Raw genomic sequence first — 24,937 nt, forward strand, 5'->3', positions numbered from 1 at the left:
CGGCAGCACTTGCGCGCAAAAATGCCGCACGGTTTCGCCCGCTCCTTTCTTGCGGAGGGAAATAGAGTATGGTTTGAACCACCCTTGGGACTGTCCGGGATTCCCATCCCGGCATTGTTCGATATTCTTGCGTCGCGATCGCGAGGAACCGGGAGATGAAGAGGGCGATGAGAAAATTCCCAGCAAGCGCCAAATTGATGGCAACGGCAGGCGCCGCCGCCGCATTTTTCGCCGGTGCCTCCGCCCATGCGGCCCAGCCGCAGCCGTGGGAGATGACTTTTCAGCCGCCGGCGACAGACATGATGCGGCAGATCGAGTGGTTCGGGAACTACACGATGTGGTTCGTCGTCCCGATCACTGCTTTGGTTCTGGCGCTTCTCGCCTGGTGCATCTTCAGGTTCCGCGCCAGCAAAAACCCGGTTCCGTCCAAGACCAGCCACAACACGCTGATCGAGATCATCTGGACAGTCGGGCCGGTCGTCGTCCTGCTGTTCATCGCCATTCCCTCGTTCCAGTTGCTGACGGCGCAGTACACGCCGCCGGAAGAGGCCAAGCTGACCGTCAAGGTAACGGGCAATCAGTGGAACTGGGACTATGAGTACCAGACCGAGAACACGCTCTCCTTCAACTCGGCCATCCTGCAGGACGCCGACCGCGCCGCGATCGGCAAGGAAGACCGCAAGGTCTATCCGCGCCTGCTGGCGGTCGACAACGAGCTGGTCGTGCCGGTCAACACCATGACGCGCGTCCTGGTTACCGCAGCCGACGTGATCCATTCCTTTGCCGTTCCGGCCTTCGGCATCAAGATGGACGCGGTTCCCGGCCGCACCAACGAGACGTGGTTCAAGGCGGAAAAAGAAGGCATCTATTACGGCCAGTGCTCGCAGCTCTGCGGCAAGGACCATGCCTTCATGCCGATCGCCGTCCGCGTCGTATCCGATGCGCAGTACAAGACCTGGCTGGCAGCAGCCAAGACCGACCTCCCCGGCGCCAACAAGGCGCTGATGGCCGAGGTCGACGGTACCAACAAGGTAGCGGCCGCCGGCAATTGATGCCGCGGGTTAGCAAGAATTAGGGAACGGAGCCGACCATGGCAGAAGCTGCAGCTCACGACGACCACGACCACAAGCCCTATCATGGCTGGGTCCGGTGGGTGTACTCCACCAACCACAAGGACATCGGCACGCTCTACCTGATCTTCGCGATCTTCGCGGGCATCGTCGGCGGCGCGCTTTCGGTCGTCATCCGCATGGAGCTGCAGGAGCCGGGCATCCAGATCTTCACCGGTCTGGCGCAGATGGTCTATGGCATGAACGGCGATGCCGCCATCGACGGCGGCAAGAGCATGTACAACGCCTTCGGCACCGCGCACGCGCTGATCATGATCTTCTTCATGGTCATGCCGGCGCTGATCGGCGGCTTCGCCAACTGGATGGTGCCGATCATGATCGGCGCGCCTGACATGGCCTTCCCGCGCATGAACAACATCTCGTTCTGGCTGCTGCCGCCGGCCTTCCTGCTGCTCATCGCTTCGGCTTTCATGCCGAGCGCGCCCGGCGCCTATGGCGTTGGCGGCGGCTGGACGCTCTATCCGCCGCTGTCGACCTCCGGCCAGCCCGGGCCGGCCATGGATCTGGCGATCCTGTCGATCCACATTGCCGGCGCGTCCTCGATCCTCGGCGCCATCAACTTCATCACCACCATTTTCAACATGCGCGCGCCGGGCATGACGCTGCACAAAATGCCGCTATTTGCCTGGTCGGTTCTGATCACCGCCTTCCTGCTGCTCTTGTCGCTTCCGGTTCTGGCCGGTGGCATCACCATGCTGCTTACCGACCGCAATTTCGGCACCACCTTCTTCGCCCCGGATGGCGGCGGCGATCCGATCCTGTTCCAGCATCTGTTCTGGTTCTTTGGTCACCCCGAAGTGTACATCCTGATCCTGCCGGGCTTCGGCATCATCAGCCACATCGTCTCGACCTTCTCGAAGAAGCCGGTGTTCGGCTATCTCGGCATGGCCTACGCCATGGTCGCGATCGGCGCCGTCGGCTTCATCGTCTGGGCGCACCACATGTACACGACCGGCCTGTCGCTCGACACGCAGCGCTACTTCGTCTTCGCCACCATGGTCATCGCCGTACCGACAGGCGTGAAGATCTTCTCCTGGATCGCGACGATGTGGGGCGGCTCGATCTCGTTCAAGACGCCGATGCTGTGGGCGCTGGGCTTCATCTTCCTGTTCACGGTCGGCGGCGTCACCGGCGTCCAGCTCGCCAACGCCGGCCTCGACCGCTCGCTGCATGACACCTATTTCGTCATTGCCCACTTCCACTATGTGCTGTCGCTGGGTGCGGTCTTCGCCATCTTCGCCGGCTGGTACTACTGGTTCCCCAAGATGACCGGCTACATGTACTCGCCGGTGATCGCCAACACCCACTTCTGGGTCACCTTCGTCGGCGTCAATTTGATCTTCTTCCCGCAGCATTTCCTCGGCCTGGCCGGCATGCCGCGCCGCACCATCGACTATCCCGACGCGTTCGCCGGCTGGAACATGGTGTCGTCCTACGGCTCCTATATATCGGCCGTCGGCGTGGTGATCTTCCTCTATGGCGTGTTCGAGGCCTTCCAGAAGAAGCGCGTCGCCGGCGCCAACCCGTGGGGCGAGGGTGCAACGACGCTCGAATGGCAGCTGCCTTCGCCGCCGCCTTTCCACCAGTGGGAACAGCTGCCGAAGATCAAGTAAGGCAGCCCGAATACGAAACCGCCGGCCCGCCGGCGGTTTTCGGCCAACGGAATGATTGGACTTATGTACGCATGGCCCTTGTCGACGACCCAATGATTGACGAAGCGGGCTTTCACATGTCGGAAGCCACGTCGGGCGATTTCTTCGCCCTGCTGAAGCCGCGCGTCATGTCGCTGGTGGTGTTCACGGCCTTTGTCGGCATGGTCGCTGCGCCCGTGACCATCAACCCGCTGCTGGCGGTGATCGCCATCCTGGCCATTGCCATCGGCGCCGGCGCCTCGGGTGCGCTCAACATGTGGTACGACGCCGACATCGATGCGGTGATGAGCCGGACCGCCGGCCGCCCGGTACCGTCCGGCCGCATCCTGCCCGGCGAAGCCCTGAGCTTCGGCCTTGTGCTTTCGGTGCTGTCGGTGATGACGCTGGGCGTGCTGGTCAACTGGCTGTCGGCGGCGCTGCTTGCCTTCACCATCTTCTTCTACGCCGTCGTCTACACGATGTGGCTGAAGCGCTCGACGCCGCAGAACATCGTCATCGGCGGCGCCGCCGGCGCCATCCCGCCGGTCATCGGCTGGGCCGCGGTGACCGGAACGGTGAGCCTGGAAAGCCTCGTCCTGTTCCTGATCATCTTCCTGTGGACGCCGCCGCACTTCTGGGCGCTGGCGCTGTTCAAGTCCGACGACTACGCCAAGGCCGGCATCCCGATGATGCCGAACGTTGCCGGCCAGGCCTCGACCCGCCGCCAGATCTTTGCCTACGCCCTGATCCTGGCGCCGATCGGCGTGCTGCCCTGGGTGCTCGGTTTCACTACCGCCTTCTATGGCGTCGCATCAGTGGCTCTCGGCGCCGGCTTCGTCTGGTATGCCTGGAAAGTGCTGTGCATGACCGATAGCGACCGCGTCATGAAGCCGGCCAAGGCTCTGTTCGCCTATTCGCTGCTCTACCTCTTCGCCATCTTCGCCATCTATCTTGCCGACTGTGTCGTCGGTCGCGCTTTGGCCATCGGTGGAGCATGACCATGATCGACAAGAAGCTTGAACTGGTCACGCTGACCGAAAGCCAGAAGAAGGCGCGGCGCAACCGTTCGGCGGCGATCGGCGTCGCGCTGGCGATTCTGGTCGTCATCTTCTACGTCGCGACCATCGTGAAATTCGGCCATACCGGATGAGGCCGATGATGACCCGCCAGACCGTGACCGATCCCAGGAAGAAGAACACCAACCGCGTCGTCGCCGCCGTCTGCGTCGCCTTTTTCGGCGGCATGATCGGGATGGCCTACGCCGCGGTGCCGCTCTACAAGATGTTCTGCCAGGCCACCGGCTATGGCGGCACGACGCAGCGCGCCGAAAAGCAATATGCCGGCCGCATCCTCGACCGCGACATCACCGTGCGCTTCGACGCCAACACCAACGGCATTCCCTGGCAGTTCCAGCCGGTCGCCCGCTCGGTCACCATCAAGATCGGCGAGACCACGCAGGCGCATTACAGCGCCACCAACAAGTTCGACCGCGCCGTTACCGGCCGCGCCACCTTCAACGTGCAGCCGGAACTGGCAGGCCCCTACTTCAACAAGGTCGAGTGTTTCTGCTTCACCGACACGACGCTGAAGCCCGGCGAGACGCTGGACATGCCGGTCGTGTTCTATGTGGATCCCGATATCGTCAACGTGCCGGAACTGAAGGACTTGAAGACGGTCACCCTGTCCTACACCATGTTCCCGGTCCAAAAGAACAAGCCGGTGGCGTCATCGACGCCGGACAGCAGCAGCAAAGTTTCAGATACCGAAGCAAATCTCGGGGGTTGATATGGCAGACGCGCACGCAAAACCACAACACGACTACCATCTCGTCAACCCGAGCCCGTGGCCCTTCCTGGGGTCGATCGGCGCGCTGGTGACTGCAGTCGGCGGCGTCGCCCTGATGCAGTATCTCAAGAACGGCGATTTTCCAATTTTCGGCCACAACATCGCCAATCCATGGCTGTTCTTCATCGGCCTCGTCATCGTCCTCTACACGATGTTTGCCTGGTGGTCGGACACCATCAAGGAAGCGCATGAGGGCCACCACACGCGCGTCGTGTCGCTGCATCTGCGCTACGGCATGATCATGTTCATCGCTTCGGAAGTGATGTTCTTCGTTGCCTGGTTCTGGGCCTATTTCGATGCCAGCCTGTTTCCGAGCGAAGTGCAGAATTACGCCCGCACCGCTTTCACTGGCGGCGTCTGGCCGCCGAAGGGTCTCGAAGTCCTCGATCCGTTCCATCTGCCGCTCTACAACACCATCATCCTGCTTCTGTCGGGCACCACGGTGACATGGGCGCACCATTCGCTCATCCATGGCGACCGCAAGGGCCTGATCAACGGCCTGGTGCTGACCGTCGGCCTCGGCATGCTGTTCACCATGGTGCAGGCCTACGAGTACATGCACGCTCCGTTCGGCTTCAAGGATTCCATCTACGGCGCCACCTTCTTCATGGCGACCGGCTTCCATGGCTTCCACGTCATCATCGGCACCATCTTCCTGCTGGTCTGCCTGATCCGCGCCTGGAAAGGCGACTTCACGCCCAAGCAGCATTTCGGCTTCGAGGCGGCTGCCTGGTACTGGCACTTCGTCGACGTGGTCTGGCTGTTCCTGTTCGCATCGATCTACGTCTGGGGATCGGTCGGCGCGGTGATCGAAGGCCACTGACGGCTTTCACCGAACCGACAAATCAGAAGGGCGGTCGCGGCAACGCGGTCGCCTTTCTTCTTTTCGGCGCCCCATCAATGGCCAACGGATTCGGCTGGTCGGGCTGGCTGCTTCAATTGGTCGACTGGACCGATGGCTGCATTGGGGTTACCGACTGCGACATGGACGAAATCTGGACTATGGTGCCGGATGGAACGCTGATCGAAATCGAGCCGTAAAGCATGACTATCCATGAGTGAAGATAGGGCGATCTGGCCACCCATTGAGCCGATCTCGGCCGGCCTGCACGGACGCTGCCCGCGCTGCGGCGAAGGACGGCTGTTTTCCGGCTTCCTCACCGTCGGCAAGCGCTGCAACAATTGCGGCCTCGACTATTCCTACGCCGATGCCGGCGACGGCCCGGCGGTGTTCGTCATCCTGATCATCGGCTTCATCGTCGTGGGGCTGGCGCTGTGGGTGGAGGTCACGCTGAGCCCGCCGCTCTGGCTGCATTTCATCATCTGGATACCGCTGGCCGTGGGACTGTGCCTGACGGCGCTGAGGTTGATCAAGGGGGTGCTGCTGACGCTTCAATACGCCAACAAGGCGGCCGAAGGCCGCCTGGACCAGGGGCAATGAGCGAGGCGCTGACCAAGCCCGCCGGCCGCTCGCGGCCGAAGACGGCATTGCTGCTCGGCCTCGGCCTGGTGGTGTTCGTCATCCTGCTCGGGCTTGGCACATGGCAGGTGCAGCGCCTGTACTGGAAGGAAGCCCTTCTGCAGACCATCGACCAGCGCACCCATTCAGCGCCGCAGCCGCTGGCGGACGTCGAGAAGGAATTCGCCGCCACCGGTGATGTCGACTACACGCCGGTCACCGCCAGCGGGACGTTCCTGCACTCCGGCGAGCGGCATTTCTACGCCACATGGGACGGCGACGCCGGCTTCAACGTCTATACCCCGCTGGCCCTCGACGATGGCCGCTATGTCCTGATCAACCGCGGCTTCGTTCCCTATGATGTCAAGGATGCCGCCAAACGCCCGCAAGGGCAGGTGACCGGCAAGGTCACGGTCACCGGCCTGGCGCGCAACCCGCTGCCGGCCAAGCCGTCGATGATGCTGCCCGACAATGACGTGGCCAAGAACATCTTCTATTGGAAGGATCGTGACGTCATGGCGGCGAGTGCCGGCCTGCCGGCCGGTGCCGTGCTGGTGCCGATCTTCATCGACGCCGACAAGACGCCGAACCCGGGCGGGCTGCCGGTCGGCGGCGTCACCATCATCGACCTGCCGAATTCTCATCTGCAATATGCCTTCACCTGGTATGGCCTGGCGGCGGCTCTTGCCGCGGTTCTGATCATCAGGCTGCGCCGTCCGGCAAAGACTGAATGATCCAGAGCATGATCCCGAAAAGTGGGAACCGGTTTCGGACAAGATCATGCTCCAACAAAGAGTTAGATCAGGTTGACCATTCAACCTGATCCAACTGCCCTTGACAGGGCAGGGGTGCACACCTCATTTCGCCAAACGATACGATCAACCGATCTGGAATCATGCTGCAGACCGCCACAAAACCACCGCTGACGATCCGGCTCTGCCAGCCGCGCGGCTTTTGCGCCGGTGTCGACCGCGCGATCCAGATCGTCGTGCTGGCGTTGAAGAAATACGGCGCGCCGGTCTATGTCCGCCACGAGATCGTGCACAACCGCTATGTCGTCGAGGGCCTGCAAAGCCTTGGCGCGGTTTTCATCGAGGAACTCTCGGAAATCCCGGCCGAGCACCGCAAGTCGCCGGTTGTCTTCTCAGCCCACGGCGTGCCGAAATCGGTGCCGGCCGACGCCAAGGCACGCGAGCTCTTCTATCTCGACGCCACCTGCCCGCTGGTGTCCAAGGTGCACAAGCAGGCGATGCGCCATCAGCGGCTCGGCCGCCATGTGCTTTTGATCGGCCATGCCGGCCATCCCGAAGTGATCGGCACCATGGGCCAACTGACGGAAGGCGCCGTCACGCTGATCGAGACCGAAGCCGACGCTGGGACCTTTGCCCCCGCCGACCCGGAAGCGCTCGGCTTCGTAAGCCAGACAACGTTGTCGGTCGAAGACACTGCCGGCATATTGCGGGTGCTGCAGGAGCGCTTCCCGCAACTGCATGCACCGGCCGCCGAATCGATCTGCTACGCCACCACCAACCGCCAGGAAGCGGTCAAGGAAACCGCCGCCGGCGCCGATCTCTATCTGATCGTCGGTGCGCCCAATTCCTCCAATTCGCGCCGTCTTGTCGAAGTGGCGGAGCGCGCCGGCGCCACCATGTCGCTTCTCGTACAGCGCGCCGCCGAAATTCCGTGGAATGACTTCACAAACATCTCGACGCTCGGCCTGTCTGCCGGCGCGTCGGCGCCGGAGATCATCGTCGACGAGATCATCGACGCCTTCCGCCAGCGCTTCGAGGTGACCATCGACCTGGCGATCACGGCCACCGAAACGGAGGATTTTCCAGTCATGCGGGTTCTGCGCGATGTCGAACTGACGCGGGCCGACATGGCCTTCGTCAACGGAGCCGCGTGAAGAGCCCATGGCGGTCTACACCGACGTCAATGAGGGCGAACTCGGCGCGTTCCTGAGGGCATATCCAGTCGGCGAACTCTTGTCCTACAAGGGGATCGCCGAAGGCACGGAGAATTCGAATTTCCTACTGCACACCTCAAGCGGCTCTTACATACTGACGCTCTACGAGAAGCGCGTCGACAAGGCCGACCTGCCGTTCTTCCTCGGCCTGATGGGCCATCTCGCCCGCAAAGGCATTTCCTGCCCGCTGCCGGTGACCGCGCATGACGGCACCGTCATCGGCACGCTGGCCGGCCGTCCCGCGGTCATCATCACCTTCCTCGAAGGCCTGTCGCTGCGGCGGCCGACAGCGGCGCATTGCGCCGAGGTCGGCAAGGCGCTCGCCGCCCTGCATTTGGCCGGGCAGGATTTTGCGATGACGCGTGACAACGCACTGGCCATCGAGGGCTGGCGCAAATTGTGGAACGCCTCGCGCGACCGAGCCGACGAGGTCGAGCCGGGACTGGCGGCCGAGGTCGACGCCGATTTCGCGGATTTCGAACGCCATTGGCCGCAGGGCCTTCCTGCCGGCATCATCCATGCCGATCTGTTTCCCGACAATGTCTTCTTCCTCGGCGAGAAACTGTCCGGCCTCATCGACTTCTATTTCGCCTGCCACGACCTCTACGCCTATGACGTCGCCACCTGTCTCAACGCCTGGTGTTTCGAGAAGGATTTCTCCTTCAACCTGACCAAAGGCACGGCGCTGCTGGCCGGCTATCAGAGCGTGCGGCCTTTGAGCGATGGCGAGAAAGCAGCGCTGCCGATGCTTTCGCGCGGTTCGGCGCTGCGCTTCATGCTGACCCGGCTCTATGACTGGCTGACGGTTCCAGAGGGCGGGCTGGTCATGAAGCGCGATCCGACCGAATATATCCGCCGCATGCGCTTCCACCGCGCGATCAGGTCGCCTTCGGAATACGGACTGACATGACCAAGCAGGTTGAAATCTTCACCGACGGCGCCTGCTCGGGCAATCCCGGTCCCGGCGGCTGGGGCGCCATCCTGCGCTTCAACGGCAAGACCAGGGAATTGTCGGGCGGCGAGGCCGAGACGACCAATAACCGCATGGAACTGCTGGCCGCCATCTCGGCGCTGAATGCGCTGAAGGAGCCGTGCGCCGTCGAGCTTCACACCGACAGCAAATATGTCATGGACGGTATCTCCAAATGGATCCACGGCTGGAAGAAAAACGGCTGGAAGACCGCCGACAAGAAGCCGGTCAAGAACGGTGAACTGTGGCAGGCGCTGGATGAGGCCAATCGGCGCCACAAGGTGACCTGGAACTGGGTGAAGGGCCATGCCGGCCACACCGAGAACGAACGCGCCGACGAACTCGCAAGGGAAGGCATGGCGCCGTTCAAGAGGGGCTCAGCCAAACCTGCGGCGCCGAAAGTGGCGCTGAAGCCGGGGGCATCCGAGAAGCAGCCGGCGCCACGGGCACGGCGCTCGACCCAAAGCTATTGAGCTCAAGCTATCGGCAGGGGATCTCACTCATGCCGATCGTATACTACATCACCCATCCCCAGGTTCAGATCGATGCCAACGTTCCCGTGCCGCACTGGGGGCTGTCCGAGATCGGACGAGCGCGAGCATCAGCTATGCTCGATCAGCCATGGGTCGGATCGATCCGCCGTGTCGTCTCGTCGGCCGAGCGCAAGGCGATCGAAACCGCCGAGATCCTTGGCAAACACCTCGGCCTCGCGGTCGAGGTGAAGGAGCGCATGCATGAGAACGATCGGTCGGCAACCGGCTTCCTGCCGCCGCCGGAGTTCGAGGCGGTCGCCGACCAGTTCTTCGCCAATCCGCACAAAAGCATTCGCGGCTGGGAACGGGCCATCGACGCCCAGCAACGCATTGTCAGCGAGGTCGAAACGGTGCTGGGTGCTGCCGACGGCGGCGACATTGCCTTCGTCGGCCATGGCGGCGTCGGAACGCTCTTGCTGCTCTCGCTCAGCGGCCGCGCAATCAGCCGCGCGGCGGATCAGCCGGCCGGCGGCGGCAATTACTTCGCCTATGATGTCGGCACGCGCCGCGTCGTCCACGGATGGCGGCCGATAGACAGTCTGGCGCCGCGCTAAAGCGGATGTCAGGAGATCATCGATACCGTAGCCGCGATGAAGCCGCTGGCGACCAGCGGATAGAACCTGTCCTCAGCGGATCAGCAGGGCCGTGCCGTAGAGGCCGAGCGCGAACACCGTGTGCGAGATCACGTTGAAGGCGCGGATCTGCATCGCGTTGGGGCGCTTTGACGCAGCCCAGCCGGCGCCCATGCCGGGCGCCAGCAGGAACCAGCCGGCGCCGATGGTGACCATGCCGAGGATGAAGGCCGGCAGGAAGGTCGGCGCGTCCAGCCATGCCGTGCCCGCCAGCGCCACCAGGATGAAGCCGTAGACGATGCCGGTGACATAATGGAAGGCCCAGCCCAGCGCCTGCTCATGCGCATAGGGTGCGGCATGGGCGATATCGTCGTGGAAAACCTTGCCTTCCCTAAGGTGCCAGACCCAGCGGCCGGGCGGCCCCCAGTTCGGCCGCGGCTGGCTGAGCGCCAGATGCAGGAACAGCGCCCAAAGATCCATCAGCACCGTGGCGCCGATGCCGATCGCAACGCTGCGCCAGATGATGTCAAACATCGTCGATGTCCCCCAAAGCAGGCAATCCGGCTGGAAGCGCGTCGTCGTCAGGCCATGGCGCTCATGAGCCGACGCGGCCGCCGCGGTTTAGAGCTGGCTCAGAATGTGAGCGGCACCCGATGTGTCGACTCCTGGCTTGGTCTCGACATTGAGCGCCGTGACCTTGCCGTTGTCGACGATCATCGAGAAGCGCTTCGAGCGCAATCCCATGCCGCCGCTGGAATAGTCGGAGTCGAGGCCGATCGACCTGGCGAAGTCGCCATTGCCGTCGGCGAGATAGAGGATCTTGCCTTGACCGCCGGTGAAATTGGCCCAGGCGCCCATGACATGGACATCGTTGACGGAGACGACGGCGATGGTGTCGACGCCGCGGGCCAGGATGGCATCGTGGTTCTCGAGATAGCCCGGCAGATGATTGTTGCTGCAGGTCGGCGTGAAGGCGCCTGGGACGCCGAACAGCACGACCTTCTTGCCCGCGAAAATCTCGGCCGAGGTGATCACCTTGGCGCCGTCGGCGGTCATTTCCTTGAAGGTCGCATCGGGCAGTTTGTCGCCAACGGCAATCGTCATGATGGTCCTCGTGTGAAAAGCAGGGAAGGTTTCTTGCGATAGCGAAATCGGGCATCTCCCGCAACCGCCGACAAGGCCTGGATCAAGGGAAAGCCCTGATCGGGTTCGGTATCAGGGGAACGGCAGAACGCCCTCGACCGCGCCTTCGGCACTTGTCAGGGTGTAATACAACCCGCCATCGGTCGGTGTCGTCGACGGCCGGTCGAGGATCGGAATGGTAAATACCAGCCGGCCGTCCTTTTCGCTGCGTGCAGGCGCCCCGAACATATAGTCGCGTCCCCCGGCGACGAATAAATCCGCCGCCTCCGGATCTCCGGGAAAAGTCGCCTCGACCATCAGCGTCTCATGGTCGCCCGGCAGCACCTTGATCCCGAAATCGGGCTTGGCAGGCGCGGGCAAGGTGGCGAGTGCAGCCTTCACCAGCGCCGCATCCTCGGCATTGTCGGGATCGGCGGCGGGATCGACGCTCAGCCGCGTCTGCACCGGAATACAGATCGTCTCGCAGATGCCAAGAAAGATGTCGGCATCGATGACGGCCGCATCCCCAGGCGACGACAAAGTGAATGTCACCGGCAGCGAGACCGGATGGTTGTAGCCGGCCCATTTGCCGTAGCCGTCGTCATGGCGCTGCGGCGGCGGAAAGGAAAACGCCGCATCGGTGATGTTGGTGCTGGCCGAAACGTCGATCTGCGGCGGCACGCCGGCGTCGCCCGGATCGCGCCAATAAGTTTTCCAGCCGGGCTTGAGCGCGATGTCGAGCACGCCCTGTATGCGGCCGGCCTCGTCGGCCTTGCCTGTTGTCACCAGCCGCACCTTGCCGCCTTCGCTGTTGTACCAGTCGGAAGACGAGGCGGCGGCGGGAAGGGCTGCTCCGCATCCGATGGCGGCGCCGAGCAGCAGGATTTTCAAGCTTTGCATGGCGTTGATTTGATCGTCAGTTCATGGCCGCGCAATGTTTTCATGGCGCTCTGCGTATCATATTTGCGTGACCTTCGGGCAAGGAACAGTTGGGTTCAAGCAATCGGCCGAGCAAAGTTTACAGCCAGGAATCCGTTGTTCCAACCGTCGGGGTTTGGCCGAATCGCACGCGGCGCATCTTTTCGGCGTCCCGGAAACGCGTTACGCTCCCGTTCATGGACTTTTTGCGCCACAAAAAGACGGCCGGTGGACGCGGCTTTCTTGACGACCAGTTTCTGATTGCCATGCCCGGCATGAAGGACGATCGCTTCACGCGCTCGGTCATCTACATCTGTGCGCACAGCGATGAAGGCGCCATGGGCCTGATCATCAACCAGACGCAACAGATGCTGTTTCCCGATCTTCTGGTGCAGCTCGGCATCATGAACGAGCAGGAGGCGATCAGGCTGCCGGCGCAGGCTCGCGACTTCGTCGTGCGCAATGGCGGCCCCGTCGACCGTAGCCGCGGCTTCGTCCTGCACTCGGGCGACTACCGGGTGGAATCCTCGCTCACCGTCTCCGACGATATCTGCCTGACCGCGACGGTCGACATATTGCGCGCCATCTCGTCCGGCCGCGGCCCGCGGCGCGCATTGATGGCGCTCGGCTATTCCGGCTGGGGCGCCGGCCAGCTGGAAACCGAGATCGCCGAGAATGGCTGGCTGACCTGTCCGGCCACGCCGGAGCTGCTGTTCGACGCCGACATCGAGCGGAAGTACGACCGCATCCTGGCATCGATCGGGATTGATCTGGCGCATTTGAGCCTGGCCGCGGGGCACGCCTGAAGCCTCGCCTTCGCCGACGTTCCGCCGAACCTTCGCGACTAGCCGAAGCCGCCCGCCACTTTCGTCATCCTAGGGTCTGCGCCGCGTCGCTGCGCTCCTTGCTTCGCCCTAGGATGACGAAGGCGCGGTCGCTTCAGCTAATTTTCGGGGTTCATTCCAATGTAACCACGCGCCTGCACGACGCATGCCTCACCCATCACGCCTGCGTCATCGGGTACTGCTCTTTCAACGCCTTCAGCACCTGGTCGCCTGGCATCGGCGCGCCGAACATGAAGCTTTGCACATATTCGCAGCCCATCTGGCGCAATTCCAGCGCATCGCTTTCGTCGGAAATGCCCTCGGCCACCACCGACAGGCCGAGTTCATGCGCCATGTTGACCATGGATTTGAGCAGCACCGCCCGCTTCGGCGTCGCGTCGTCGACGAAGCTCTTGTCGATCTTGATGGTGTCGAAGGGGAAGCGGGTCAGGTAGGCGAGCGAGGAATAGCCGGTGCCGAAATCGTCCAGCGACAGGCCGATGCCGAGCTGCTTGAGCTTGGTCAGCACATGCGAGGTTTGCTCTGGATTGTCCATGACCAGCGATTCGGTAAGTTCGAGCCGGAAGCAGCGCGGCTTCAGATTGGCGCGGGCGATGACCGAGCGGACATCGCTGACCAGGTCGCGGCGGATCAGCTGGCGACTGGACAGATTGACCGACACTGACAGCGGCGTGTCGCCGATCTGCTTTTGCCAACCGGCGAGGTCTTCGGCCGCCTGCTGCATGGCAAACAGCCCAAGCTGCACGATCAGGCCGCAGCTTTCGGCGACCGGGATGAAATCGCCCGGCGGGATCATGCCGCGGCGCGGATGGTCCCACCTCAGCAGCGCCTCGAAGCCGGCAATGCTGCCGTCCTCCAGCCGCACGATCGGCTGGTAGGCAAGGGTGAATTCGCGCCGCTCGATGGCGCGGCGCAGATCGGATTCGAATTGCAGCCGGTCGGTGCCGACGGTGCGGAAGGCCGGCCGGAACGGCTCGATCCTGTCACCGCCGAAGCGCTTGGCCTGGTGCATGGCAAGCTCGGCGTCCTTGACCATGTCTTCTGCCGAAGTCTGCGCCGAGGTCCAGGTGATCAGGCCGATCGAGGCAGTCAGCACGATCTCGCGCTTGGCGAAGGTGATCGGGTTGTTGATGGCGTGCTTGATGGCGTCTGCCACCGCCGCGATGCGGGAGGGTTCCTGTTCGGAGAGCAGCATCAGGGCGAACTGGTCACCGGCAAAGCGCGACAGCGAATCCTTCGGTTTCAACAGCCGGTGCAAGCGGCGCGCAATGGTGAGCAGGATGGTGTCGCCGGCCGAGATGCCAAGCCCGTCATTGACCTGCTTGAAACGGTCGATGTCGATGACGAAGACGGTCGGGCGCACCTTCTCTTCGGTGCGCGCGATCGAGATGATGGCTTCCAGCCGGTTCATCAGAAGTTCGCGGTTGGGCAGGCCGGTCAGATTGTCGTGAACGGCATCGTGCAGCAGCCTTTCCTCGGACTTTTTCTGCTCGGTGACGTCGACCATGGTGCCGACGCAGCGAATCACTTCGCCATCCGAGCCGATCACCGGCCGCGCCCGAAGCAAGAACCAGTGGTAGTGCCCGTCGGCGCCGCGCAGGCGGAAATTCTGCGAGACCCGGCCGCGCCGATGTTCGAGCACCACGTCGAGGGTGGTGCGGAACGTGTCGCGGTCGTCGGCATGCAGCACCGGCAGCCAGTTGCGGGCCGCACCCCCCAGGCTGTTGGGCGCCAGGCCAAGCTGGATGCTGACGTCGGGCTTGGTGACGACGCGGTCGCGCAGCACGTCCCAGTCCCACACCGTGTCGCCGGAGCCGGCCACGGCCAGCGCCTGGCGCTCGAGATCGGAGAACAGGCCCTGATGCAGCGCGCCGCCGGCAAAGGCATGCTGCATGACGGTGAAGCCGATCAAAAGGATGATCAGGATCAGCCCGCCGCCCAATGCCGGCTGGGCGATGTCGTTGTCGAGCATGCCGGTGATCGCCATCCACGACCCGCACAGCCATAGCAGCACCATCACCCAACTGGGCACCAGCATGATCGCACGGTCGTAACCACGAAGACCGAGCAGGATGATGAGGCCGAGCCCGGTCAGCGCGGTGGCGGCAAAGGACAGCCGGGCAATACCGGCGGCGACGGCCGGATCGATGATGGCCACACCGGCAATCAGCACCAGGCCGAGGATCCAGACCAGCGCGCCATAGCTGAAATGGCCGTGCCACCGGTTGAGGTTGAGATAGGCGAACAGGAACACCACGAAGGTCGCCGCAAGCGCCACCTCCGTTCCCGCCCGCCACATCTGCTCGTTCCCGGGCGATATCTCTATGATCTTGTTTAGAAAGCCGAAATCGACGCAGATATAGGCAAGTACCGCCCACGCAAGTGCGGCTGTCGCCGGAAACATCGAGGTTCCCTTGACGACGAAAAGGATGGTCAGGAAGAGCGCCAGCAGCCCGGCGATGCCGATGACGATGCCGCGGAACAGCGTATAGGAATTGACCGAGTCCTTGTAGGCTTCCGGCTCCCATAGATAGACCTGCGGCAGCTTCGGCGAGGCGAGTTCGGCGATGAAGGTGATCACCGTTCCCGGGTTCAGCGTCACCCGGAACACGTCGGCGTCGGAGCTTGACTGGCGGTCGAGCGCGAATCCCTCGCTGGGGGTGATCGCGGCGATGCGGGTGGCGCCGAGATCGGGCCAGAAGATGCCGGAATTCACCAGCCGGAAATGCGGCGCCACGATCAGCCGGTCGAGCTGCTGGTCGGTGGTGTTGGCGAGCGCGAACACCGCCCAGTCGCCGCTCGAGCGCGCGTCATTGGCCTCGACCTCGATGCGCCGCACGATGCCGTCGGGACCGGGCGCGGTCGACACCTGGAAGTTTTCGCCCTGATTGACGTAGATCTGGACGGCGCGCGACAGGTCGAGCGCTACGTCGTCGCGGGCAATCTTGATCGGTTCGACGGCGAAGGCCGGTAGCGCCGCGCAAAGCGTGACGACAGCCGCCAGAACAAAGGCCAACAGCGACCCGTTTCGCAGGAAATTCGTCAAAAATCAGTCCTTCGTTCCAGCGCCCGGCGGATCGTCCGCGATCCGGGCGTAGAGGTAGTGGTCCTGCCAGATGCCGTTGATCCTGAGGTAGGATCGCAGAAGTCCTTCGCGCCGGAATCCGGCTTTTTCAAGCACGCGGATCGACCGGACATTGTCGGGAATACAGGCAGCTTCGATCCGGTGCAACCTCAGCGTATCGAAGGCGAAGCGGCAGACCACCTTGACCGCGTCGGTCATCAGGCCGCGGCCGCCAAACCGCTCCCCGATCCAGTACCCGACATGGCCGCTTTGCGAGACGCCGTGGCGGATATTGCCGAGCGTAATGCCGCCGGCAAGCTTGCCGCTCGCCTTCTCGAAGATGAAGAAGGCGATGGCTGTCCCCTGCGCATAGTCTTCGCGGTAGCGGCCGATGCGCAGCCGCCAGGCGGTGCGGTCGAGTTCATCGGGCGTCCAGCGCGGCTCCCACGGTTCGAGGAAGGCACGGCTTTCGCCGCGCACCGCTGACCATTCGCGATAGTCGTTGGTGTAGGGCACGCGCAGCATGACCCGGTCGCCTTTCAGTGCCGGCAGGTCACGGCGAAAGAAAGGGAGCGCGAACACCGGCGCTTGAAGGCTTAGACGGCGAGCTTGCGGGCCGTGGTGTGCGTGCCCGCAAGCGAATCGAGAATCGCCTCATAGGGCGCGAGCGTACCCACCGGTCCAACCGCGGTCAGCGTCGGCTTGGTCGAAAACAGCCGGGACGAAAGGTCGGTCAGCCGCTCGACGGTCAGCGCCGACAGCCGTTCCATCAACTCCTCCTTGGCGATCGGCCGACCGAACAGAAGCAGCTGCCTGGCGATCTGCGAGGCGCGGCTGGCCGGGCTTTCAGCCGACATGATCAGGCCGGCGCGATATTGCGCGCGGGCGCGGTCGAGCTCTTCCTGAAGGATATTCTCGCCGGCCTTCTGCAGCTCGTCGATAATGACCGGCACCAGTTCGGCAATGTCGCTCTGCCCGGTCGCGGCATGAACGCCGAAGATGCCGGTATCGGAAAAACCCCAGTGGAAGGCATAGACCGAATAGCACAGGCCACGCTTTTCGCGGACCTCCTGGAACAGCCGGGACGACATGCCGCCGCCGAGGATCATCGACAGCACCTGCGAAGCGTAGAAATCGCGCACATGATAGGCTCGGCCTTCGAAGCCGAGCACGATCTGCGCGTCCATCAGGTCGCGATCCTCGCGGAAATCGCCGCCGACATACTGCGCATATTGCGGCATCGTGCTGTCGGACTTGCTGCGGAAACCGCCGAGCTGCTTTTCGACCTCGCGCACGAAATTGTCGTGCTTAATGTCGCCTGCCGCCACGATCACCATCTTCTCGGCGCCATACTGGCGCTCTATGAAATCATGCAGCTGTTTGGAGGTGAAGGATTTGACGGTTTCCGGCGTGCCGAGGATCGAGCGGCCGATCGTCTGGTGGCGGAAGGCGGTCTCGGTGAAACGGTCGAAGACGATGTCGTCGGGCGTGTCGTGCGCGGCGCCGATCTCCTGCAGGATCACATGCTGCTCGCGCTCCAGTTCCTCTGGGTCGAATTCGGACTCCTGCAGGATATCGGCAAGGATATCCACCGCCAGCGGCACATCGTCGGACAGCACCCTGGCGTAATAGGACGTCGTCTCGACTGATGTGGCGGCATTGATCTCGCCGCCGACATCCTCGATTTCCGAGGCGATCTCGAAGGCCGTCCGCCTTTTCGTACCCTTGAAGGCCATATGCTCGAGCAGATGGGCCATTCCGTGCTCGTCGTCACGCTCATTGCGGGCGCCGGACTTGACCCAGGCGCCAAGGGCAACGGATTCGAGGCTTGGAAGGGTTTCGGTGGCGACTGTCAGGCCGTTCGACAGACGGCTTACCTCAACACCCATATGGCAAGTACTCCCTAACGCGCTGCCCTTGAGTGGCGGCTCACGTAATCTTCCACCATTTTCAGGTCGGATGGAAGTACCGTGTACTTTTCGTCGGCTGACATCAAGGACCCCAGCCATGCGGGCAGGGCCGGCGACACGCCGCAGGCGGCTTCGACCGCGGCCGGGAACTTGGCCGGGTGCGCCGTGCCCAGCACCACCATCGGCACTGCACCGTCAGCCTTGCCGGCGGCGACATGCACGGCCGCGGCCGTGTGCGGATCGAGCAGATAATTGCTGGATTCGAGCGTTGAACGGATGGTGGCGGCAACCTCGTCCATATCAGCGCGTCCGGCGTCGAATTCGGACCGCATCCGGTCGATTTCTGCGGTCTCGATGGTGAAGGCGCCGGATTGCTTGAGGCCGGCCATGTAACGCCGCACCGTCTCTGCGTTACGGTCGCAGGCCTCGAACAGCAGTCGCTCGAAGTTCGACGATACCTGGATGTCCATCGATGGCGACGTCGTCGCAAACACACCCTTGGTGCGGTATTCACCGGTCGCGAAAGTGCGCGCCAATATGTCGTTGTCGTTGGTGGCGACGATCAGCCGCTCGATCGGCAGGCCCATCTTCTTGGCGGCGTAACCGGCGAAAATATCGCCGAAATTGCCGGTCGGCACGGTAAAGGAGACCGGCCTGTCCGGCGCGCCGAGCGAAAGCGCCGAGGAAAAATAATAGACGATCTGGGCCATGATGCGGGCCCAGTTGATCGAATTGACGCCCGACAGCGACACGCGATCACGAAAACCATGATCGTTGAACATATCCTTCAGCAGGCCCTGGCAATCGTCGAAATTGCCTTCGATGGCCAGCGCCTGGACGTTGGTGGCCGTCGATGTCGTCATCTGCCGCTGCTGCACCGGCGAGACGCGGCCATGCGGAAACATCACGAAAATGTCAGTTCGGTCGCGGCCGGCGAAGGCATCGATGGCGGCGCCGCCGGTGTCACCCGAGGTCGCGCCGACGATGGTTGCGCGCTGGCCGCGCTCAGTCAGTACATGGTCCATCAGCCGGGCAAGCAGCTGCATGGCAACGTCCTTGAAGGCCAGCGTCGGACCGTGGAAGAGTTCAAGGATGAACGTGTTGGCGCCGGTCTGCACCAGCGGGCAGACGGCCTGGTGGCGGAAGGTGGCATAGGCTTCTCGCACCAGGCGCTCGAAGACGGGTGCGGCGATCTCGCCGCCGAGGAACGGCGTCAGCACGCGGATGGCGAGGTCCGCATAGGGCAGGCCGCGCATGGCGCGGATCTCGGCTGCCGAAAACTGCGGCCATGTCTGCGGCACATAAAGCCCGCCGTCGCGGGCCAGCCCCGCCAGCACCGCGTCGGCAAATCCAAGCACGGGTGCATCCCCGCGGGTACTCACATAGCGCATCGTCAAGGTCCATTGCTGCCGCCGGTTCATCCACGGCAATTGGTTAATTTTCCGAGCCGGCTCAGTCGCATTTTTGCCGTGGCGTTGCTATACGTCACCAACTTTGCGAGAGGGAAGTGCAGTTTCATGGCGTTTCACAAGTTCAACCGTCGCTTTGTCGCGGGTCTGGCGCTCACCGGCTTTATGCTTGCCGCCGCCGGTTGCCAATCGAGCGACAATGGCATCCTCAATCTCGGTTTCGGCAAGAAGACCGACCCGAATGCGCCAATACCGCCGCAGGATCCCAAGGTTCTCGCCAGCCAGTTGCAGGCCTACTGCCCGAAAGTGACGGTGCGCGATGGCACCGCCTACTTCAATACCTACGCCAAGGGCGCGCCGCAGCCGAGAAAGAAAAAGGCTGATGCGGCACAGGATGCCGAGGCCGCTGCCGCCGCGCAGACGGCGCCTGACGGCTCCATCGTCGATCCGAACAAGGATCCGGCCAAGATCATCTACCAGGCCTCGATCAGCGATGTGAGCCGCGATTGCAGCCGTGCCAACGGCCAGTTGACGATGAAGGTTGGCGTTGCCGGCAAGATCGTGCCGGGACCGCTGTTCGCCCCCGGCACCATCACCATGCCGATCCGCATTGCCGTCATGCACGGCCCCGACGTGCTTTATTCGCAAATTCACCCCTATCAGATCCAGGTCAGCGATCCCTCGACCGCCACCCAATTCGTGTTCACCGATCCCAACGTCGTCGTGCCCGAACCCTCCGCCCGGGATTACACTGTCTATGCCGGCTATGACGACACCGCGCCGGCGGCGGCGGACAAGAAGTCCGGCAAGAAAAAGAAGCGCGCTCCCGCGACGAACTAAGCGCCTGGGCGCCGTCGCTGCTGCGACGGTGCCGGTCAACTCTTTGAAAGATCCAAACGATCCGATCGTAATCCTGCAGGCGTGCGCCTGCGGCAGGTCGCGTCTGCGCTTTAATCTCGATCCATTCCGCCAGCGCACTTGACTCATCCATATCCCGGCGGTTATACGTCAATCAATAGCTCGCAGGTTATTGATCCCGATGCCGGACGCCCACGATACTTTGTTCAGAACGCTTGCCGACCCGACTCGGCGGGCCATCTTCGAGCGCTTGTGCCGCCAAGGTGAGCAGACCGTGGGGGCGCTGACGGCGCAGTCCGGGGTCTCGCAACCGGCGGTGTCGAAGCATCTCGGCGTCCTGAAGCTGGCCGGCCTGGTGCGTGACCGCCACGCCGGACGCCAGACCCACTACAGCGCCCAGCCCGCGGCACTTGGCCCGCTGACCGACTGGACAGTTCAAATGACTGGATTCTGGGAGAGCCGCTTCGATGATCTCGAGAGCCTGCTGAAAAGGATGGACCAGTGAGCAATCCCGAGCTGCGCACCGTCGTCGTCGAACGTGAAATATCCTGGCCGGCGGAGAAGATCTGGCGCGCGTTGACGCAGCCGCATCTGATTGAGGAATGGCTCATGAAGAACGATTTCAAGCCTGTCGTCGGCCACAGCTTCAATCTTCGCGGCGACTGGGGCGGCGTGCTCGACTGCGAGGTGCTGGCCATCGAGCAAAACAGGACGCTGTCCTACAGCTGGGATTTTGCGCATGAGGATGCCGCCTACAATCTGAAGAGCGTGGTGACGTTCACGCTCACGCCCACCAGCACGGGGACCCATCTGCGCGTCGAGCAGTCGGGTTTCCATCCGAGCCAGAAGCAGGCCTATGGCGGCGCCAGGGCCGGGTGGCAGCAATTCCTCACCAAGCTGGAGCAGGTCCTGGCGAAGCCGGATTGAAGCCTGCCGGTACCATGCCCTGATCGCGGGGCACCGAATGCAAAAAGGAGGAAATCGATGAAGATCAAGCTGACCAGCGTCTATGTGGACAACCAGGACAACGCACTGCGCTTCTACACCGACGTGCTGGGCTTTGCTGTGAAGGCCGACTTCAGCAATGGGCCTTTTCGTTGGCTGACCGTCATCTCACCCGATGAGCCCGAGGGAGCCGAGCTACAGCTGGCGCTCAACGACAACCCGGCCGCCAAGGCCTACCAGCAGGCCATCTTCAAGCAGGGGCAGCCCGCGCTCATGCTGTTCACCGACGACGTCAAGGGTGATTACGAGCGCATCAAGGGACGCGGCGGTGCGTTCGCCATGGCGCCGACAGAAGTGACCGGCTCGACCATCGCCCAGCTCAACGACAGCTGCGGCAATCTCATCCAGATCACCCAACTGGCGCGTTGGTAGGCGCTGGTTTCAAGAGGAAGTTGCAATGAACTTGAGCAAATGGATACGTCAAACCCATCGTTGGCTGTCGATCATCTTCACGCTGACCGTGGCAGCCAATTTCATCACCATGGCGTTCGGGCAACCTCCGGCCTGGGTGGTCTATTCGCCGCTGCTGCCGCTATTCCTGCTGCTGTTCAGCGGCCTCTACATGTTCGTGCTGCCTTACGTCGCGAGATCGCGTGGCGAGCAGGGCGCGCAAGGGTAGGACATGGCCAAGGCGCCGGGAAAATCGAAGGTCGCAAAACCGGCCCCAGACAAGCCGGAAAAGCCGGTCCTGCTTTCGGGCGGCAACCCGCAGATCCCGAAGGCCTATGGGGACGCTCCGGTGCAGGCATATATTGCTGCCATGCCGGGCTGGAAAAGCGATGTCGGGCGCCGGATCGACGCACTTATCGTCAGCGCCGTCCCCGGCGTCTACAAGGCGGTGAAGTGGAACTCACCGTTCTATGGCATCGAGGGCGACGGTTGGTTCCTCAGCCTGCATTGCTTCACCAGATACGTCAAAGTCGCCTTCTTTCGCGGCACGTCGCTCGATCCTGTGCCTCCCGGCCGTTCCAGGCAAAAGGAAGTGCGCTATCTCGACATCCATGAAGGCGAAGAGATCGACGAAGCCCGCTTCGCCTCCTGGGTGAAGCAGGCCAGCCGATTGCCCGGCGAGAAGATGTGAACGGAGGCAGACCATGAAGATCAGCATGTCGAGCAAGGACGAGGGAGGCGCCTCTGCCTCCGAGCGGATAGATGCCCGAATCCGGGAGCTGGACGATTGGCGGGGCAAGACGTTGGCCAGCCTGCGCAAGACCATCCTCGACGCCGACCCGGAAATCATCGAGGAGTGGAAGTGGATGGGCAGCCCGGTATGGTCACGCGACGGCATGATCGCCGTCGGCAACGCTCACAAGGACAAGGTGAAGCTGACCTTTTCTCACGGCGCCAGCCTGCCGGATCCCGACAGGCTGTTCAACAATGGGCTCAACGGCAAGGTGTGGCGCGCCATCGATGTGTCGGAGGGCGACGTGATCGATGCGGATGCGCTGAAAGCGCTCGTCCGCGCCGCGATTGCCTACAACAGGGCTAAGAAGAAACCGGCTAAGTCGGCCAAAGCCAAGGACTGATCGGTTCAGGCGTCCGACCACTCCGACAGAGCGGCAATCACACTTTTCAGTTCGGCCCAGCGGCGGATGACGGTTTCGGCGCCGGCTTCGGTCAGCACATCGGCATGGCCGGGATAGCTGTGCGCGGCGCCGGTGAAGCCGATCACGCGCATGCCAGCGGCCCTGGCGCCGGTGACGCCGTGCACCGAATCCTCGATGACGAAGGTGTTTGCCGGATCGGCGTTGAGTTGCTCCGCCGCAATCAGGAACACATCCGGCGCGGGCTTGGTTTTCTTGCTTGGTATTTCCAGCGCTGAAAAAATCCGGCCGGCGAAGAACGGCAGCAGGCCCACTTTCTCCAGCATGAACTCGATCCGCTCCAAGCGTGAGTTCGAGCAGACGCAGCGCGGCGCGGTCACCGCCGCGACCGCCTCGCGCACGCCGTCGATGGCGCGCACGTCGCTGCGCAGTTTGCGGTCGACGAGCTCTTCGGCCCGGTCGATCATCGAGGCCTGGAACGGGATCGCGGATTTTGCCTCGACCCGCATCATGATGTCCTTGAAGGTCAGTCCGGCATAGGTTTCGGCGTATTCCTCGGCCGAGATTTCATATCCGGCCAAGGTCAGCAATTCGGCCTCGACGCGGGCTGCGATGATTTCGGAATCGACGAGCACGCCGTCGCAATCGAAGATGACAAGGTCTGGCTGGGGCATGGCAATCCGAACGAGGGAGGGTGATGGAGGCCCGGCAAGGCTCAAGCGGCGCGACATACACCAACGGGCCGGGCTGCGCAAACTGACGACCTCAGGGCTGCCTGGCCTGTTGCGTCCTTCACCGAATATTTACGCTGATCGGTAACCATAACGGGGAGTAAACAGTAACGCGTGCCTTGGGTGTAAAAATGTCTGCCGTGCGTCTTCTCGCCGACCTCTCCCACGCCCCCCAGCAATCCGAGTGGCTGGACACGATCCTCAAGGGCGATTGCGTCGCCGCGCTCGACCGGCTGCCGGAAAAATCCATCGACGTCATCTTCGCCGATCCGCCTTACAATCTGCAGCTCGACGGCGATTTGCACCGGCCCGACCAGTCCAAGGTCGACGCCGTCGACGACGACTGGGACCAGTTCGAGAGCTTCGAGGCCTATGACGCCTTCACCCGCGCCTGGCTCCTGGCGGCGCGCCGCGTGCTGAAGCCCAATGGCACCATCTGGGTCATCGGCTCCTATCACAACATCTTCCGCGTCGGCGCCAAGATGCAGGATCTCGGCTTCTGGATTCTCAACGATGTCGTCTGGCGCAAGACCAACCCAATGCCGAATTTCCGCGGTCGCCGCTTCCAGAACGCGCATGAGACCATGATCTGGGCCTCGCGCGATCAGAAGAGCAAGGCCTATACCTTCAACTACGAAGCCATGAAGGCATCGAACGACGACATCCAGATGCGCTCCGACTGGCTGTTCCCGATCTGCACTGGCGGCGAGCGGCTGAAGAACGACAATGGCGACAAGCTGCATCCGACGCAGAAGCCGGAAGCGCTGCTCGCCCGCATCATGATGGCCTCGACCAAGCCGGGCGACATCGTGCTCGACCCGTTCTTCGGCTCCGGCACCACCGGCGCCGTGGCCAAGCGGCTTGGCCGCCATTTCGTCGGCATCGAGCGCGAGCAGGCCTATATCGACGCCGCCAATGAGCGCATCGACGCCGTGCGGCCGCTGGAAAGCGCCGATCTCACCGTGCTCACCGGCAAGCGCGCCGAGCCGCGCGTCGCCTTTGTCAGCCTCATCGATACCGGGCTTATGCAGCCCGGCGCCACGCTTTACGATGCCAAGAAGCGCTGGTCGGCCAAGGTACGCGCCGACGGCACGGTGGCCATCGGTGACAGCGCCGGCTCGATCCACAAGATCGGGGCCGAAGTGCAGGGCCTGGACGCCTGCAATGGCTGGACCTTCTGGCACTATGAGCGCTCGGGCGGCCTGACCCCGATCGACGAACTGCGCCGCATCGCCAGGCTCGGTATGGAGCGCGCAGGGGCCTGAGATTCAAGGTTTAAATTCGGCGCTCTACGACGGCCCCCCTCTGCCCTGCCGGGCATCTCCCCCTCAAGGGGGGAGATTGCTGTCATCAACGCTTTCGCCAATTTTTGATCTTGCAAGGTGAGAACGGCCGCAGCGGCTGCTGATCTCCCCCTTGGGGGGA

General features: G+C 62.9%; 30 protein-coding genes. 22 read left to right on the forward strand and 8 right to left on the reverse strand.

All coding sequences use genetic code 11. The annotated features are described in order from the left end of the window. Positions 1-155 precede the first annotated feature (155 nt). From coxB to ACYG9Z_RS21275, 13 genes are all read left to right on the forward strand, one after another. The gene (coxB, locus tag ACYG9Z_RS21215; RefSeq protein ID WP_050485823.1) at positions 156-1,052 is read left to right on the forward strand and encodes a cytochrome c oxidase subunit II; all 897 of its coding nucleotides are present in this window, start codon (positions 156-158) and stop codon (positions 1,050-1,052) included. A 38-nt stretch (positions 1,053-1,090) separates the two neighbouring features. After that, a complete protein-coding gene (gene ctaD, locus ACYG9Z_RS21220) occupies positions 1,091-2,743 on the forward strand; it encodes a cytochrome c oxidase subunit I (protein WP_023668420.1) in 1,653 nt (550 codons plus the stop codon). Between the two features lie 71 nt (positions 2,744-2,814). Beyond that, positions 2,815-3,759, forward strand: a complete 945-nt coding sequence (locus tag ACYG9Z_RS21225) for a heme o synthase (protein ID WP_023752613.1) — start codon at positions 2,815-2,817, stop codon at positions 3,757-3,759. Positions 3,760-3,761: 2 nt separating this feature from the next. After that, the gene (locus ACYG9Z_RS21230) at positions 3,762-3,911 is read left to right on the forward strand and encodes a hypothetical protein (RefSeq protein WP_023698516.1); all 150 of its coding nucleotides are present in this window, start codon (positions 3,762-3,764) and stop codon (positions 3,909-3,911) included. Positions 3,912-3,919: 8 nt separating this feature from the next. Then, positions 3,920-4,546: a cytochrome c oxidase assembly protein gene (locus ACYG9Z_RS21235; protein WP_023752614.1), complete on the forward strand. Its 627-nt coding sequence runs from the start codon at positions 3,920-3,922 to the stop codon at positions 4,544-4,546. A gap of 1 nt (position 4,547) precedes the next feature. Further along, the gene (locus tag ACYG9Z_RS21240) at positions 4,548-5,429 is read left to right on the forward strand and encodes a cytochrome c oxidase subunit 3 (RefSeq protein ID WP_023668416.1); all 882 of its coding nucleotides are present in this window, start codon (positions 4,548-4,550) and stop codon (positions 5,427-5,429) included. Positions 5,430-5,506: 77 nt separating this feature from the next. Further along, entirely contained in the window at positions 5,507-5,647 is a 141-nt protein-coding gene (locus ACYG9Z_RS21245) for a L,D-transpeptidase family protein (RefSeq protein ID WP_023668415.1), read from the forward strand. 13 nt (positions 5,648-5,660) lie between these two features. Then, positions 5,661-6,047, forward strand: a complete 387-nt coding sequence (locus tag ACYG9Z_RS21250) for a DUF983 domain-containing protein (RefSeq protein WP_023685423.1) — start codon at positions 5,661-5,663, stop codon at positions 6,045-6,047. Continuing rightward, on the forward strand, positions 6,044-6,799 hold the full coding sequence (locus ACYG9Z_RS21255; protein ID WP_023752615.1) for an SURF1 family protein: 756 nt from the start codon (positions 6,044-6,046) through the stop codon (positions 6,797-6,799). Before ACYG9Z_RS21250 ends, ACYG9Z_RS21255 begins: the two co-directional genes overlap by 4 nt. A 161-nt stretch (positions 6,800-6,960) precedes the next feature. Next, positions 6,961-7,971 carry a 4-hydroxy-3-methylbut-2-enyl diphosphate reductase gene (gene ispH, locus ACYG9Z_RS21260; protein WP_023732092.1) on the forward strand — a complete coding sequence of 337 codons (1,011 nt, stop codon included), beginning with the start codon at positions 6,961-6,963 and terminating at the stop codon, positions 7,969-7,971. A 7-nt stretch (positions 7,972-7,978) separates the two neighbouring features. Further along, positions 7,979-8,941, forward strand: coding sequence for a homoserine kinase (locus ACYG9Z_RS21265; protein ID WP_023668411.1), 963 nt, complete (start codon positions 7,979-7,981; stop codon positions 8,939-8,941). Then, positions 8,938-9,474, forward strand: a complete 537-nt coding sequence (rnhA, locus tag ACYG9Z_RS21270) for a ribonuclease HI (RefSeq protein WP_023668410.1) — start codon at positions 8,938-8,940, stop codon at positions 9,472-9,474. The genes ACYG9Z_RS21265 and rnhA overlap by 4 nt, the downstream gene beginning before the upstream one ends. Positions 9,475-9,503: 29 nt before the next feature. Then, positions 9,504-10,088 carry a histidine phosphatase family protein gene (locus ACYG9Z_RS21275; protein WP_023668409.1) on the forward strand — a complete coding sequence of 195 codons (585 nt, stop codon included), beginning with the start codon at positions 9,504-9,506 and terminating at the stop codon, positions 10,086-10,088. A gap of 72 nt (positions 10,089-10,160) precedes the next feature. Here the strand turns inward: ACYG9Z_RS21275 and ACYG9Z_RS21280 are convergent, their stop codons facing one another. The 3 genes from ACYG9Z_RS21280 to ACYG9Z_RS21290 all read right to left on the reverse strand — a co-directional run bounded on the left by ACYG9Z_RS21280 (position 10,161) and on the right by ACYG9Z_RS21290 (position 12,128). Next, positions 10,161-10,640 (reverse strand): DUF2938 domain-containing protein, encoded by a 480-nt coding sequence (locus ACYG9Z_RS21280; protein ID WP_023732091.1) that lies wholly within the window; start codon positions 10,638-10,640, stop codon positions 10,161-10,163. An 87-nt stretch (positions 10,641-10,727) separates the two neighbouring features. After that, positions 10,728-11,210 carry a peroxiredoxin gene (locus tag ACYG9Z_RS21285; protein WP_023698522.1) on the reverse strand — a complete coding sequence of 161 codons (483 nt, stop codon included), beginning with the start codon at positions 11,208-11,210 and terminating at the stop codon, positions 10,728-10,730. Positions 11,211-11,321: 111 nt separating this feature from the next. Then, entirely contained in the window at positions 11,322-12,128 is an 807-nt protein-coding gene (locus ACYG9Z_RS21290; RefSeq protein ID WP_023732090.1) for a protein-disulfide reductase DsbD domain-containing protein, read from the reverse strand. A 215-nt stretch (positions 12,129-12,343) separates the two neighbouring features. Between ACYG9Z_RS21290 and ACYG9Z_RS21295 the strand changes: the two genes are divergently transcribed. Continuing rightward, positions 12,344-12,952, forward strand: coding sequence for a YqgE/AlgH family protein (locus tag ACYG9Z_RS21295; protein ID WP_023698524.1), 609 nt, complete (start codon positions 12,344-12,346; stop codon positions 12,950-12,952). Positions 12,953-13,148: 196 nt separating this feature from the next. Here the strand turns inward: ACYG9Z_RS21295 and ACYG9Z_RS21300 are convergent, their stop codons facing one another. Genes ACYG9Z_RS21300 through thrC form a run of 4 tightly spaced genes read right to left on the reverse strand, consistent with a single transcriptional unit; the run spans position 13,149 to position 19,356 of the window. Beyond that, the gene (locus ACYG9Z_RS21300) at positions 13,149-16,037 is read right to left on the reverse strand and encodes an EAL domain-containing protein (RefSeq protein WP_023727477.1); all 2,889 of its coding nucleotides are present in this window, start codon (positions 16,035-16,037) and stop codon (positions 13,149-13,151) included. 3 nt (positions 16,038-16,040) lie between these two features. Beyond that, entirely contained in the window at positions 16,041-16,637 is a 597-nt protein-coding gene (locus ACYG9Z_RS21305) for a GNAT family N-acetyltransferase (protein ID WP_023668403.1), read from the reverse strand. A 14-nt stretch (positions 16,638-16,651) separates the two neighbouring features. Continuing rightward, the gene (locus ACYG9Z_RS21310; RefSeq protein ID WP_023668402.1) at positions 16,652-17,944 is read right to left on the reverse strand and encodes a M16 family metallopeptidase; all 1,293 of its coding nucleotides are present in this window, start codon (positions 17,942-17,944) and stop codon (positions 16,652-16,654) included. A 14-nt stretch (positions 17,945-17,958) separates the two neighbouring features. Continuing rightward, positions 17,959-19,356, reverse strand: coding sequence for a threonine synthase (thrC, locus tag ACYG9Z_RS21315; RefSeq protein WP_023709657.1), 1,398 nt, complete (start codon positions 19,354-19,356; stop codon positions 17,959-17,961). Positions 19,357-19,482: 126 nt separating this feature from the next. On the opposite strand from thrC, the gene ACYG9Z_RS21320 reads away from it, so the two are divergent. The 7 genes from ACYG9Z_RS21320 to ACYG9Z_RS21350 all read left to right on the forward strand — a co-directional run bounded on the left by ACYG9Z_RS21320 (position 19,483) and on the right by ACYG9Z_RS21350 (position 22,763). Continuing rightward, entirely contained in the window at positions 19,483-20,214 is a 732-nt protein-coding gene (locus ACYG9Z_RS21320; protein ID WP_023668400.1) for a hypothetical protein, read from the forward strand. A gap of 199 nt (positions 20,215-20,413) precedes the next feature. Continuing rightward, a complete protein-coding gene (locus ACYG9Z_RS21325; protein WP_023668399.1) occupies positions 20,414-20,737 on the forward strand; it encodes an ArsR/SmtB family transcription factor in 324 nt (107 codons plus the stop codon). Further along, positions 20,734-21,159 carry an SRPBCC family protein gene (locus tag ACYG9Z_RS21330; protein WP_023732089.1) on the forward strand — a complete coding sequence of 142 codons (426 nt, stop codon included), beginning with the start codon at positions 20,734-20,736 and terminating at the stop codon, positions 21,157-21,159. The genes ACYG9Z_RS21325 and ACYG9Z_RS21330 overlap by 4 nt, the downstream gene beginning before the upstream one ends. A gap of 57 nt (positions 21,160-21,216) precedes the next feature. Continuing rightward, positions 21,217-21,609 carry a VOC family protein gene (locus ACYG9Z_RS21335; RefSeq protein WP_023668397.1) on the forward strand — a complete coding sequence of 131 codons (393 nt, stop codon included), beginning with the start codon at positions 21,217-21,219 and terminating at the stop codon, positions 21,607-21,609. A gap of 25 nt (positions 21,610-21,634) precedes the next feature. After that, entirely contained in the window at positions 21,635-21,856 is a 222-nt protein-coding gene (locus ACYG9Z_RS21340) for a hypothetical protein (protein ID WP_023668396.1), read from the forward strand. A gap of 3 nt (positions 21,857-21,859) precedes the next feature. Then, complete coding sequence (locus tag ACYG9Z_RS21345; protein WP_023732088.1) at positions 21,860-22,318, forward strand: DUF1801 domain-containing protein; 459 nt, start codon at positions 21,860-21,862, stop codon at positions 22,316-22,318. A gap of 13 nt (positions 22,319-22,331) precedes the next feature. Further along, positions 22,332-22,763: a DUF1801 domain-containing protein gene (locus ACYG9Z_RS21350; RefSeq protein ID WP_023816775.1), complete on the forward strand. Its 432-nt coding sequence runs from the start codon at positions 22,332-22,334 to the stop codon at positions 22,761-22,763. Between the two features lie 5 nt (positions 22,764-22,768). Here the strand turns inward: ACYG9Z_RS21350 and ACYG9Z_RS21355 are convergent, their stop codons facing one another. Beyond that, positions 22,769-23,455, reverse strand: coding sequence for an HAD family hydrolase (locus tag ACYG9Z_RS21355; protein ID WP_023732087.1), 687 nt, complete (start codon positions 23,453-23,455; stop codon positions 22,769-22,771). A gap of 188 nt (positions 23,456-23,643) precedes the next feature. Here ACYG9Z_RS21355 and ACYG9Z_RS21360 point away from each other — a divergent pair, with 188 nt between their 5' ends. Beyond that, entirely contained in the window at positions 23,644-24,777 is a 1,134-nt protein-coding gene (locus ACYG9Z_RS21360) for a site-specific DNA-methyltransferase (RefSeq protein ID WP_023752616.1), read from the forward strand. Positions 24,778-24,937: the final 160 nt, after the last annotated feature.

Source organism: Mesorhizobium sp. RSR380A (assembly GCF_054719385.1).